The organism is Paenibacillus sp. NPDC058071 (assembly GCF_042885235.1).
In the GTDB taxonomy this organism is placed as follows: domain Bacteria; phylum Bacillota; class Bacilli; order Paenibacillales; family Paenibacillaceae; genus Pristimantibacillus.
Window position 1 is genome coordinate 153,580 of the sequence record NZ_JBHVSK010000002.1, and the last position, 12,558, is coordinate 166,137.

A 12,558-nucleotide genomic window follows, 5' to 3' on the forward strand; every position below is an offset into this window, starting at 1 on the left:
TATTTGTTCGCTAGTCCAATTAGTTGACGATTAGTCCGATAAACTTTTTCAAATCATTCACCTCATGGTCAAGCGAAGCAAAGGCAGGGAAACGGAAGATGAAACCACTCAATGAATTAAAGCCCTACGTCGGCGATTCCATGCGTTATCTTTATGAAGGCCGCGAGAACGAGAAGCTGCGTGTCTGCAATGTCTATGCGTTCCATCTATTCGTGGATGGACCCGGTGAAATGGAAGTGAATGGGAATCTCTACCCGATCGACCGCGGGACGCTTATCTTTCTGCGCCCGGGCGAGCCTCATGCTTTTCATATTGAGAAAGGACAACCCTTGTCCTCCTATAACCTTTATTGCGATATGTGGGAAGGCGCTCCGAGCCCGGTATCGCTCAACCGGATGTTTATTCATGCGCCGGAGCCGTTTGCGTTCGACACCCGCTCCGTTACAGAGCCATGCCCAGAGCTGGATTCACTGCCCAGTCGCTTCTCGCTGCAGCCGTATCCCTGGCTATTCGATTCCTTCGTTACGCTCGCCAAGCAATTTGACGATGCGTGCCATTATCGCGAAGAGCTCATCAACAGCCTGCTGTACGCTTGGATGCTGAGCTGGTACAACGTCATTCATACCCATCAGCCTAGCGACTTCCGCATTGTTAAGCTGCTGGCGCAACTGAACGAGCATCCCGAGACGCGAACCTCGGTAGAAGAGTGGTCGGCAATGTGCGGCTTGAAGCGCTCTTACTTCCACACGCTGTTTTTGCGGGAAACTGGATTTACGCCAAACGCTTACCGCCACAGGCTTCTGATGAAACGCGCAGCCCATCTGCTTGTGGAAACGAATCTCTCGGTGACCGCCATTTCCGAAAGGCTGGGATACACCTCTATCCATCCGTTCACCCGCCAATTCAGCGCCTTCCACGGCGCCAGCCCCCGCGCTTACCGGCTTCAACCGTCATCAGACAAGTAGAGACTTCTTGTCTTAGCGCTTGTGCTGACACCGGTCAACGCAAAGAGAGCCTGCGGGATAACCCGCGGCTCTCTTTGCTTATACAACCTTCATATTTTCCGCACGTGTTTCTGGATAAGAATATCATTTGATTCGAATTTTCATTCCTTATCGATGTACCCAAGAACAACCAGCGTTCGAATCAAAACTGCCGCCGCTTGGGCTCTCGTCACTTTTCCTTGCGGCTCAAACAGACCGGAGCCAGTTCCCTCCATGATTCGAAGAGCGATGATCTGTTCGACTTGCTTGGCGTACGCTGGATCGACTGCCCCTATATCGCGGAACGCTTTTGTTATCCCGCTTCCATTGTTCGCAGCAGCACTGCCGCCTATCGCATCCGCCAGCATGCCGGCGAGTTGCTCCCGAGTCAATTCTTCCTTGAAAGATATATCCTTCGTTGGAGCCTCGCTTCCAACCGCACACATCAGCATCGTTGCGAATTCAGAGCGCGTGATGGTACGATTCGGCGCGAAACGCCCTTCTCCAATGCCGATTACAAGCCCCTTGGCCGCCGCTTGCCTAATCACGCCTTCTCCCCAATGGCCCGTCGTATCTAGGAACGAAACCGGATTCTCGACCACGACGTATATGCCGCTCTTTACCGATACGACTCCTGCCGCGCCGCCGCCTTCGGACTTGATAAGCCGCGCGGGTACGAACTCGAAGCGGCTTGTCTCCTCATCGTATCGATATGCCCCCCATTCAGTAGGTGCGTTTGAGCGATTTATTGGAATCGTAAGATGATTCGTCGCTCCACCTTCGCCTTGGAGGCGGTTCACCGACTGAACGGGCAGTCCAGTCTTCAAGCTGACGACTTCAAGCTTAAGACTGACGATAGAACTTAGAAGAGTGCTTTGAGGCAGATCAGTCTTCAGCTTCTTGGACAGGTCCGTTCTCTTCGTCTCGTCAGTCAGGAGCAACCGGAAGCCGACATCTTGTACGGTCAATGATTTTGCGTCCAGCAGCTCTTGCAAACCAGGAACGATCGATGCAATCCTAACCGGGATTCGATAACTTCCGAACGGCGCTTTAATCTCCAAATAGAACGCTTCATTCTTTTTCGCCGTATCCGTAATCCATTTTCCCGGAATCTGCGCATAGACCACGCCATCCTTCGGCTCGGCGACCAGGAGCGCCGAAGGCTTGGTTACATCAATCGTCGATGGATCGATTAGCCTACCGTTCAGATCAATCATCGGCCCCGAGTTTACCGTCGTCCAACTACCACTACTACCGCCACCGCTACCACCGCCACTGCTGCTCGCAGGCTCCTTCCGCGTCACCGTTACTTCGTACGTCTTCGTCGTTCCACTCGCCGCGGTCACGACGATCGTGATCGTATTCGAACCAACCGTCAACGGAATCGTTTCACTAGAAGAACCGCTCGCGACCGGCGTTCCGTTTACCGTCAGCGTCGACGCCATGTTCGCCGTCGTCGGCGTCACCTTTACATCGCTCACTTCATACTCAACGTTTGCCGTATACGACGTCGTACCAGCCGCGAAGTCCGGGCTGAGCGCCCCGTTGGACAGCGTTAGTCCGCTCAGATTCGCATTGTCCGAAACGGGCGTCACGCTTAACTCGTTGGACGCCGCGCTCGTTCGGTTTGAATAAACGGCTTTGACCGTATAATAGTAAGTTTCGCCGTTGCTTAATCCTGTCACGGTATGCTGATACACCGATGAACTGACGCTAGCCGCTAACGAAGCGCCGGTTCCCGTATCCTGACGCTCATAAATGGCATACCCTGAAGCGCTATGGACAGGCTCCCAGCTCAAGGCAGCTTGCCCGTCCCCAGCGACGGCGGAGCTAAGTTCCGGAATGCTGGAAATTCGAATGATATTCATGGTATTAGAAGGAACCAGCCAAACATTCGCTCCGTCGTAGATGCCTCCGTTATACGACTGATTGCTCCCGGATACCCCCGTCGGCCAATTGTTATATCCCGTTATGGAACCTGTTGCGGTATCGATTCTCAGAATTCGCTCGTCTTTAGAAGGCTTTGTCCAGATGCTCCGTCCGTCGAACACCCCGCCGTTAAATAAGTTCTGGCTCTTATCGAAACCGTCGGGCCAATCGTCATAGCCAGTCATCTCCCCAGTAGCCGTATTCAACTTCACGAATTGGTTGGAGCTGTACGGGATCATCCAGACATCATGTCCATCGTAGATCCCTCCGTTAAAGCTATAGCCTACTTTTGCAAAATCACTCGGCCAATCAGAGTAACCTTTCATTTCGCCCGTTTCTGGGTTCAACCGAATCACATGGCTCGCTGTGGAAGGAATCAGCCAGATGTACGTTCCGTCGAAAACTCCCCCACTGAAAGCATAGTTGGATTTCGTAAACCCATTGGGCCAATCGTCATAACCAGTCATCTCTTCGGTAACCGGATCGATTCTTACAAGCTTGTTCGCACTCGATGGAATCAACCAGACGTATTTGCCGTCGAACACACCGCCGTTGAAAGCGGAGGTGCCTTTGACGAATCCGCTCGGCCAATCGTTATAACCGGTCATATTGCCCGTCGCAGGATCTACCTTAATGACCCGATCGGCTAGCGACGGGACCATCCAAATATTGCTTCCGTCAAACACCCCGCTATTGAAGGCGCCGTTTCTTTTGACAAATCCGCTCGGCCAATCGCTATACCCAGTCGTCTCTCCCGTCACCGTGTTCAGCTTAACCACTTGATTGGTCTCTGCCGGAACCATCCATAGGTTCAAGCCATCAAAGACGCCTCCTCCAAACAAGGAATACGACTTAGACAAGGAGTCCGGCCAATCGTTAAAGCTCGTCAATTCGATTCCCGGCCCGAGAGGTGCACGTGGGCTCTCTGCTCTCGTTGTCGCAGGAGACAAGCTGAGGGTAGCCAACAACACGCTAAGGATCATTGCATACCTTACAGTAAGTTTTATCATCAATATGTTATACCTCCATCGGACACTAAACTTGTATTTTTTAGCAAAAATCATCCCTTGATAGACATAATAATAGACCATTCGCCAAAAAATGTGAATAAAAACATGATCCCTGCTCAGGTGATAGAACAATTGAAAAACCGCGCGGTATCTTCGATATGATGACTTAATCTCCATAATATAGGGGGGATTTAACTCCGAACACAAAGAAGCCTTAAGAGAGACGTTGAATGCTGCAAAGGCCACAACATTGGCGTTGGGCAAGTATTGAAGCAAATCCCTCAAAGGCTTATTCAATCAATCGAAGTATTTATTAGTTAATATTTGCTTTATATAGATTATCATTAACTTTTATTGCTACTGCCTCTTCTATATTGATATCCTTTATTTAAAAATTTCACTCAGACTTGTATAAGGATTTTGTTCTTCTGAGTAAGACACAATTGCATGAATTTGAGTAATTTTGGCTATTTGCTCTTCAACCTTGTTAGCAGGTAAAACTTCATCGGTCATTAGATAGGTAAAGTTGTTTATTTTAATTACGGCTAGTGTAAGGTTAGTAAATTCAGCACTGCTTAATTTGTTCGTCGTACTACATCCTGAAAACAAAATCGAAACAAATATCAAGCCTAATGTCAGTGCCTTTTTCATGCATTTACTCCGTTCTTCACCCTTTGAGACAACTATCAAACCGTACTTAACCGTAGCTCATAAAAATACTGCACAGCCGGATGCTTTAACTTCATCTTCTCGGACATATTTAAAATTCGTTTTTTTCCTACTCGTTTGTCCACCAGAGCTAGAATATTCAATAAGATATCATTGCTCTCTAAGCTTTCCTCAATAGATGTGGATAAAAACTTATTAGCCACAACGCCAAAATTTGATTTACTTAGCGATGACTGTGCCAATAAAAGCGCCTTTGCCAACTCGGATATTTTTCTGCCTCTTGCTATTACTTTTAGACGATCCTCTGGAACTGTCCCCTTGGTATCTTTTCTGACGGCTTCAATTTCTTCATTGCTGATAGGAATTTGGATACCTGAATCATTCTTAATTTCCTGCTCACTCTGATACCATCTGATTAAGTTAGTTGTATCACTCATATTAAGTACGTTCTTTTTATCTACTGAAATATAACAAAGCCCTGCTTTATCGGGTAAATAACGATAGCTCGTTGCACGGTATTCGACCCTTCCAAGTAACGCAGGACATAAAAAACTCTCCAGATTTTGTTTCAATTTGCTCCAGCTCATGTAATACTCCTTGTTCTATAGTAATTACTACCGATTGACGTAGTTGTTCTACTATCCATCATACAATAACCAACACCAATCCTCTATGTTAGAATGTCCACCGCTGAGGGAAAGCAGACAAATGAAACGAATGGTTAAGCTAATAGTATAAAAGCAGCCTACCCTCGGATGAGGATGAGCTGCTTTTTTCGTGCTTCTTCATGTATTCAATGATTCGCTGCCTGCAAAAATTTCAAAATAAGAAATAAGCGCATTAGGGTCTATTTTAGAAAGATAATTATCCGATGCATTCTTCGCTTCGTTGGAGACCGCTTTGTAATGCTCTCTGTCCGAAACAAGTCTTTCTACCGCAGCAAACCATGGAGTTAAATCTTGCTCGGGAATGACCGGGATCGGAATGAGCCGTTCATCCCATTCAGACTTATAGGCAACGATCGGATTGACTGGTATCAAATAATCGGTTTGCAGCTTTGCTTCGGAAGTGCCTCCGACATGGCTGGCAAGGACCGGTATTCCTCTAAGCATGCCGTCGACGATAATCGCACCGAATGCTTCTCCCCATAAAGAAGGAACAATCAATATTCGGGTTTTTTTTAGTATTTCATCAATATCGTTTACTCTAGGCAGCAGCGTAACGTTAGGCAAAGCTTCTAATTGTCTTATGTTTTCGGAAGTCGTCGCCCATGTCGGAACGGCGGCAAACGGAAGATTCGGAAAACGTTTGGCTAATTCCAAAAAAATCGGAAGTCCCTTTATATCCGAAGGATTGATCATCGTTATAAAGCCATTTTCGAAGTTGTCGTAATGATGAAACGGGCCGCGTCCATGGACCGGGAATGGAAAGGGAATGGATTCGAGCGATCCCCATTTCAAAAGATAATCTTTTACATAGCTGCTCGAGGCGATAATGCCTGCCGTCTGCTTCAGCAGGTCAGCATGCTCCGGGTTTTCTTCATAACATTCGGGCCCAAAAGGCAAAGCGACCTGGCTATGGGCAAGCTCCACGACCCGGTCAGGAGCGGCCTCGAGGCCGAGGCGCAGCAGTTCAGGAACCCGGTCTTCCGTTACCAGAACCCAGTCCGGGGCGAACTTCTTAGCAATTTCGAGTACATAAGTATCGAGCTTTGAAAAATTATGAATCGAATGAACTTCGACGCCATTGGACTCATAAACTTCGGAAACCTCACCTGAATGAATATGCTTGATCTCTCCTGAATCCAACAGTTCCTGGAACATAGCCGCGTCGCTTAACCCGTTATCATTCGGAGCTACCGTAATCACCCGACATTCATGTCCGCAACCGGACAAGTCCTCCATTAGAAAACGGTTCGCCTTGCAGGCCCCGCTATATGAAATAAAGTATCCCATCGCTTGCAGCAGCAAAATTTTCATACGATGTTCAGACTCCCCTTTCCATTGCGGCTTGCGGTTGAAATTGATCCAACAACGAGCACACCTCAAGCGCGATCCCATGGCATAGCAGCGAATGGCTGTCCTCAATCACTTGCATATTATCGCTGAAGGTAATAAGCGGATAGTAAGAAATCCGGCCGGCTTGTCCGCCTTTAAATCCGCTGAGGGCAGCAGTTTTAGCGCCGAGCGAATTTGCGTAATCGAGTGCCTTCACGATATTTTTCGAATTTCCGCTTGCCGAGATGGCAATGACCAAATCCTTGCTCCCAAGGAACGGAATCAATTGCTCGACGAAAATGTTTTCGTAATGCGTATCGTTAGCCCAAGCCGTAATAATAGGCATGTTATCTGTAAGCGCCATGACCTTGAGCCGTTTTCTAAAACCAGATACCGTTAATTTACTGAGATCGCAAGCAAAGTGAGATGCCGTCGACGCGCTCCCGCCATTTCCCATAATATAAATCGTGCCTTCTTGCTCCCAGACGCGATAGATCTCTTCAGACAACCTGCTGACGGTTTTCGACTCAATGGTTTGAATAGAGGAAACAACGGACTGAAAATACGAATCAATGAAATGTCTCACTGGGCAACACACTCTCTTTCCGTAAAATAGTCTGGACAGCCTCTACAACGCCGTTGCAATAATAATCGGCCAGCCCCAATCGTTTCGTATCATTCTCATACCGTTCTCCAAGTCCCGTTCTTACCAGTACAGTTGTGCATCCGACGGAATGGGCTGCCATCATATCAGTTATCGAATCGCCAATGAAATAACAACTGCTTAAATTCAAGCGATGTTCTTCGGCTGCCCGCAGAAGCATGCCCGGTTTCGGCTTGCGACAATCGCAATTGTCTTCCGGCTTGTGGGGGCAAACGTAAAATTGATTAATTTTCGCTCCATACTTTAGCAGCTCTTCTTGCATGCGATCATGTATTTCTGACAGCTCATTCATGTTGACGATGCCTTTCCCAATGCATGCTTGGTTCGTAACGATAAAGACATTCCAGCCTTGCTCACAAAGAATCGAAATACTCTCCACCGATCCAGGCAGCCATCTGAAACGATCCCAAGAGGTTACATAACCGTTTTCAATATTTTGATTGATTACGCCGTCACGATCCAAAAACACCGTTGGCATTCCTTCACCTCAATCGAGATTCAATACGATCGCAGAGCCTTGATTTTCAAATTGAAAAGACAATTCCTGCAAAGGAAGCGATTGCCGGACGGCTTGGTGGAATTCCTCCTCTGCATAGATCAGCAAAAAACCGCCCCCGCCTGCTCCTGCGATTTTCCCGCCCTCTGCACCGGCGTTCAATGCATTTTCATACCATGTGTCAATGTGCGAATTTGAAATTTCGATTGTAAGACTCTTTTTGATCCTCCAACCGTCGGCCAGCAGGCCGCCTAGATAGGCGTGGTTGCCCCTTTCAAATTGCTTTTTCAATTCCAAGCTTTGATCCTTTAAATTCTGGAGCATCGCCATGTTTTGCCCCATCTTTTTCACCTGCTGAGATAAAATCGCGGAAGCGGATCGATTTATGCCTGTGTAAAACAGCAGCAGTCTGTTATCCATCTCTTGTTTCTGATTATCCGATAAATTGATGGATTCTGAATGGACTTTCCCGTCTGGATGGAATTGAAAATGCCTCAAACCGCCTAACGCAGCAGCGTATTGATCCTGCTTGCCTATCGGGTTTTTAAGGATGTCGATTTCGATCTCGCAAGCCTGCTTGGCTAGCTCCATAGCGCTGACATCGCTGCCTTGAATGGTATAAAGCGCGTTCAACAGACCGACAGTCAATGAGCTCGATGAGCCCAAGCCTGTGCCTTGCGACGGAATATCGGCCATAATGCATATATCAACGCCTGTTTGTATTTCTGCTTTTTTCAAAGCTTCACGCACTAGATCATGACGAATTTGTTCGACATGGTCGACTTCCTCATTTACAGATCCACGCAGATGAATTCTATCGATAAAGTTCCGTTTTACGATGACGTAGATATACTTGTCAATGGTCGTGCTTACGACCGATCCCCCGTTCCTGCCGTAAAAATCTTGAATATCGGTGCCTCCTCCTGCAAAGCTAATGCGAAGAGGCGTTCTGCTTATAATCATAGCTCCATCTCCCGTTTGCCGCTTTCAATGACTCAATCGTCCCAATGTCCATAAAAAAGCCTGGAATCTGGTACCCAGACATTCGTCCGGTTAAGCGCGGCAACAAATCGTACCCGATATCTCTAGGAGGGCTCGCCGAATCAACAAATTCCCATACCGAGTCTCTAAACATATAAATGCCGGCGTTTGAAAGATTACCCTTCGGTTTTGCAGGCTTTTCTTCAAAGTCTACAACTATGTTATTGGCCCCTAAGCCAACAATTCCGCAAGATTTTGGACGATCACTCCTAAACAACCCCATTGTCGCAGTTAAATCGTGTTGGTTATGGCAGCTGATGAATTCATCCAAGGAAATATCCGTTAAGTTGTCCGCGTACACGACTAGAAAAGAGCTTTCATTGCTGAAAAAATGTCGATTTGCACTTAAAGTGCCTAAGCTTCCTAACAGCTGTTCTTCATATACGAGATGAACCTTAAGGCCCCATTCCTCCGAATTTACGTAATCGGCAACGGCGCGGGGCAAATAATGCATATTGATAAGAACCTCTTCGATGCCGGCATTCTTTAATTTCTGAAGCCACCATCCGAGAAGCGGAACTCCTTTAATCCTTACCATGCATTTAGGCAAATAAGTTGTAATCGGCCGCAGCCTATTGCCGAGTCCAGCTGCCATAACAATAGCTTTCATCACAAATCCCCTCGACTATTAAGCCTTTTTCGACAAATCTTCATAGATCGCATTCAAGACGGCTTCTTCGGCCGCTGCCATCTGCTTCAATACGGAGGTCATTTTGCCGGCAATCTGCCTATCCTCCGAAATAACAAATTTGACAGACAGGTTGCGAAGAACTTCCGATAGCTTTTGGATTTCTCCAAGTTTCGCTAAATATTGTTCCAAGGGACCTAATGACGGTTGGGCGGCGGATAAATACTTGAACCGGAGTGACATGCATTTTTTATGCTCAAATAGAATGTGAAAAGACCGTTTGTCCATAAAGCTGGATTCTCCGGAGAAGGCCTCTTCCGTATGGGTAATCAAATAATCATAAGTCTGTAAGCCGTAAATGGCTTCCGAAGCATTTTCAAATACGGTATATTTCCTGGATGTGTTGGATGATTGCAGGTAGTCTCCCATTAAATCAGTAATATTCTCTAAATCTAATTGGTAAGGCTCCTTCTTGTGGAGGTGCGATCGCGGTTTATAACGGAGCAGTTCAATCTCGCCGAGATGAAAGTTCAAATTTGTACTTCTGTTTGGATTAAAACCGAATGCTCCATCATTTTGGATGTCCACCGACTTATAGGCCATTTCGAACTCGGCAAATGGAATTTCACGAAACTCATATTTTCCAAAATTAAAAAAGTCCGCTGCGTAAAGAATTTCTAGCTCAGCGTTATAACCAAAAATCAATATCTCATGGAATCTATGAAAGCTATTATAAAAATTAAGATAACTAGAGATGTAGTAGCTATTTACGGTCGCATGAAAAAACAAGTCGTCATCCACGCATTTCATCACAAAACCGACAATATCCGGAAACCATTTCTCCAACGATCTTCTCGTTAATGCTTGATATTCCAGCAGCGGGCAAACTCTTTGAATATTGTCGGGGTAAATCAACAGATGCAGTTGGTCAACCAAGGGACTGCATTTCAATTGAATCATATTGCTGTGAAACCAGGGATAAAACTCTTCATGAGGGGAGGTGATCGAAATAACGTTTGTTTGCTGGGGATAAGTAGTTATGATAGGGAACTGGATTTGCAATTTTTTTTCGGTCATTTGCAACTCCCTTAAATTCATTTTTTTAGATCGCTATTCATAAACACCCTATAATTGTAAATGATGTTAGCAAAATTACATATACTCAATTCTATTTTATGTATGTGCGTATCTACGATTTTCATATATATCGTCATTTATACGAATTTCGTATATTGAAAAGAATATTGCAATAAGCTCTAATATTGATTTGTAGCTGTAAGAATTAAGAAATGTGAGCGCTTGGGGAAGGTTTGAGTGGAAGACGCATAGGCTTCGTTCTCATCATTCAGTCTTTTATTGGGAAGTATACAAGATTAAATAAAACTAACCGATTAATGAATGTAGAATCTATGAATTCGAGTATGTATGTTGAGAGAGAGGTTATGGTAAACTTGCGGGACTATCACGTTAAAGCTGACACACAGGAAAAGAAAAAACTTTTTGACCAGTGTATTGAAGAAGTTAAGAATGGCACTTGCAGCACCTCATCTGAATATCCAGAGCCATTGCGATTGACAAGTGGTGAAACCATTCTGACTTCTAGTTTGATCGAATACTTCTTGGATAAGTTAGAGCAAGAAGGCTTCACTTATGAGAAGGCAGCAGGCTTTTGTGAAAAGATACGTAAGATTACGACTAAGGATATATCCTACACTTTGGATTTATGGATTAAACGTACGATTCAGGAGCCCTACTTCGATTCCTATAAAAAAAATGGCTATGACCATTATAAAGTAAAATCAGATATAGACTATACCTCTGTCAATCAAGAATATATTCGTTTTGTTTGCTACATAGCCATATGGCATATTAAATATGGGATGAGCTTTGAATTTGTTACTGCTAATCGTTTTTTTCAGTTTGTGACTGACTTGGGTTCAGACGAGGTCGCTCGACTTAAAAAATACGGTACTGGTAACTTGCCCTTAGAAATGACCGATTACAAGGACAGTTCGATCACCCTCAAAGCAAATGATGTTTTTGCCACAATCAAGATTTCCGTCGCCGAGGAAAATGAAGCAAGCTATCGGACAATACTTAATTTAATAAATAATCTATTACAATCTGATTTCCCCAAAAGCTATTCTATTGAATTTAAGAGCAAGGAGAAAAACTATATTCCAATTAAAGGCTTGCCGAAAAAGGGCGTCAATCAGTTATTTGCGAATGCTGTTAAATATCCCAGCCTGCACCCGCTTATCGAGCAATATGCGAAGCTTGCGATGTGTAAATATGAACAGTACAACAATATGAGTGATGAAAATTGCGCTATGCCCTCTACGTTTGCCATTTTTGCTCTAGGATTAGAGGGTGAGCAGTACTTTGAATTAGTACAACAATATATGGAGTTGTGCGATGAAGAGCATTCCTCTGTTCAGTCCAAATTCACCCCTGCTTTCATTGAAAAGTATGGATGTACCAAAACAACATTTCCTGTATTCATCAGTTGCATTCTCGCCGTACAAGAACATAAGTCTTCTAAAATTTATGCGAGCAGTGTAGCCAATGAACAAGGTCTGAACTTGCTCCTTGATTGTAAGGCTAATATTCCGAATTATGTGAGTGAATCCATGAAAGAAGACTGGAGTGGAGATAGCGAAGAAGAAATGCGTACATATCTCTGGCAAAGTATAGGTTATACGATCTGGGGTGTTGATATTTATAAAGAAGCGAATAAGGTAATCAAATCAGCTCCAAGAGAATTGAAATCCATGTATGAGCAACTATTGAGTTGATCCAAACCCAAATGAAAGCAAAATGCAGCGAATAAAAGAGAGCAGTACGGATCTCATATGAGTTCTATACTGCTCTTCTTAATTACACGTCTCGCCATGATAGTCAGCTATACCCAGAATAATGCTACCTTTGACATTCACATTTACCCTTTCGAAATTAAAGATACTCCTTGCCGAATAAAGCGCTGAAAACTAAAAGAATAAAAAATGCGCCTTCCTCCAAAATTGAACTCTCCCGGTCTCTGTATCGATTCGATATGATAGACTAGGCTGTTAGTTCTGCATTTGTTATCCCGTTTAATGTTTGAATAGACCTCCATTTTGACGAATCGTTATACCATAACCG

11 protein-coding genes are annotated in these 12,558 nt (G+C 45.0%); 2 read left to right on the forward strand and 9 right to left on the reverse strand.

Annotated elements, in window-relative coordinates; all coding sequences use genetic code 11:
- Positions 1 to 98 precede the first annotated feature (98 nt).
- Complete coding sequence (locus ACFVTB_RS03590) at positions 99 to 965, forward strand: helix-turn-helix domain-containing protein (RefSeq protein ID WP_387745292.1); 867 nt, start codon at positions 99 to 101, stop codon at positions 963 to 965.
- A 140-nt stretch (positions 966 to 1,105) separates the two neighbouring features.
- On the opposite strand, the gene ACFVTB_RS03595 is transcribed toward ACFVTB_RS03590, so the two are convergent.
- The 9 genes from ACFVTB_RS03595 to ACFVTB_RS03635 form a co-directional block, all read right to left on the reverse strand.
- Entirely contained in the window at positions 1,106 to 3,922 is a 2,817-nt protein-coding gene (locus ACFVTB_RS03595; protein ID WP_387745295.1) for an S-layer homology domain-containing protein, read from the reverse strand.
- 384 nt (positions 3,923 to 4,306) lie between these two features.
- Positions 4,307 to 4,573 carry a hypothetical protein gene (locus ACFVTB_RS03600; protein ID WP_387745298.1) on the reverse strand — a complete coding sequence of 89 codons (267 nt, stop codon included), beginning with the start codon at positions 4,571 to 4,573 and terminating at the stop codon, positions 4,307 to 4,309.
- Positions 4,574 to 4,608: 35 nt separating this feature from the next.
- Entirely contained in the window at positions 4,609 to 5,178 is a 570-nt protein-coding gene (locus ACFVTB_RS03605; protein WP_387745301.1) for an SF0329 family protein, read from the reverse strand.
- 198 nt (positions 5,179 to 5,376) lie between these two features.
- A complete protein-coding gene (locus ACFVTB_RS03610; RefSeq protein WP_387745303.1) occupies positions 5,377 to 6,570 on the reverse strand; it encodes a glycosyltransferase in 1,194 nt (397 codons plus the stop codon).
- Positions 6,571 to 6,577: 7 nt separating this feature from the next.
- On the reverse strand, positions 6,578 to 7,174 hold the full coding sequence (locus ACFVTB_RS03615) for an SIS domain-containing protein (protein ID WP_387745306.1): 597 nt from the start codon (positions 7,172 to 7,174) through the stop codon (positions 6,578 to 6,580).
- Positions 7,158 to 7,730 carry a D-glycero-beta-D-manno-heptose 1,7-bisphosphate 7-phosphatase gene (gene gmhB, locus ACFVTB_RS03620; RefSeq protein ID WP_387745309.1) on the reverse strand — a complete coding sequence of 191 codons (573 nt, stop codon included), beginning with the start codon at positions 7,728 to 7,730 and terminating at the stop codon, positions 7,158 to 7,160. The genes ACFVTB_RS03615 and gmhB overlap by 17 nt, the downstream gene beginning before the upstream one ends.
- 9 nt (positions 7,731 to 7,739) lie before the next feature.
- Positions 7,740 to 8,711, reverse strand: a complete 972-nt coding sequence (locus ACFVTB_RS03625; protein WP_387745312.1) for a GHMP family kinase ATP-binding protein — start codon at positions 8,709 to 8,711, stop codon at positions 7,740 to 7,742.
- Positions 8,680 to 9,399, reverse strand: coding sequence for a nucleotidyltransferase family protein (locus tag ACFVTB_RS03630; RefSeq protein ID WP_387745315.1), 720 nt, complete (start codon positions 9,397 to 9,399; stop codon positions 8,680 to 8,682). The genes ACFVTB_RS03625 and ACFVTB_RS03630 overlap by 32 nt, the downstream gene beginning before the upstream one ends.
- Before the next feature lie 18 nt (positions 9,400 to 9,417).
- The gene (locus tag ACFVTB_RS03635; RefSeq protein WP_387745318.1) at positions 9,418 to 10,494 is read right to left on the reverse strand and encodes a hypothetical protein; all 1,077 of its coding nucleotides are present in this window, start codon (positions 10,492 to 10,494) and stop codon (positions 9,418 to 9,420) included.
- A gap of 365 nt (positions 10,495 to 10,859) precedes the next feature.
- On the opposite strand from ACFVTB_RS03635, the gene ACFVTB_RS03640 reads away from it, so the two are divergent.
- Positions 10,860 to 12,212 (forward strand): DUF6138 family protein, encoded by a 1,353-nt coding sequence (locus ACFVTB_RS03640; protein ID WP_387745321.1) that lies wholly within the window; start codon positions 10,860 to 10,862, stop codon positions 12,210 to 12,212.
- Positions 12,213 to 12,558: the final 346 nt, after the last annotated feature.

What these genes read in the sequence shown, in the direction of transcription:
- ACFVTB_RS03600 (WP_387745298.1), bottom strand. Translation starts at nt 4,573, where the DNA reads ATGAAAAAGGCACTGACATTAGGCTTGATATTTGTTTCGATTTTGTTT.
- gmhB (WP_387745309.1), bottom strand. Translation starts at nt 7,730, where the DNA reads ATGCCAACGGTGTTTTTGGATCGTGACGGCGTAATCAATCAAAATATT.
- ACFVTB_RS03595 (WP_387745295.1), bottom strand. Translation starts at nt 3,922, where the DNA reads ATGATAAAACTTACTGTAAGGTATGCAATGATCCTTAGCGTGTTGTTG.
- ACFVTB_RS03630 (WP_387745315.1), bottom strand. Translation starts at nt 9,399, where the DNA reads ATGAAAGCTATTGTTATGGCAGCTGGACTCGGCAATAGGCTGCGGCCG.
- ACFVTB_RS03610 (WP_387745303.1), bottom strand. Translation starts at nt 6,570, where the DNA reads ATGAAAATTTTGCTGCTGCAAGCGATGGGATACTTTATTTCATATAGC.
- ACFVTB_RS03605 (WP_387745301.1), bottom strand. Translation starts at nt 5,178, where the DNA reads ATGAGCTGGAGCAAATTGAAACAAAATCTGGAGAGTTTTTTATGTCCT.
- ACFVTB_RS03625 (WP_387745312.1), bottom strand. Translation starts at nt 8,711, where the DNA reads ATGATTATAAGCAGAACGCCTCTTCGCATTAGCTTTGCAGGAGGAGGC.
- ACFVTB_RS03590 (WP_387745292.1), top strand. Translation starts at nt 99, where the DNA reads ATGAAACCACTCAATGAATTAAAGCCCTACGTCGGCGATTCCATGCGT.
- ACFVTB_RS03640 (WP_387745321.1), top strand. Translation starts at nt 10,860, where the DNA reads ATGGTAAACTTGCGGGACTATCACGTTAAAGCTGACACACAGGAAAAG.
- ACFVTB_RS03635 (WP_387745318.1), bottom strand. Translation starts at nt 10,494, where the DNA reads ATGACCGAAAAAAAATTGCAAATCCAGTTCCCTATCATAACTACTTAT.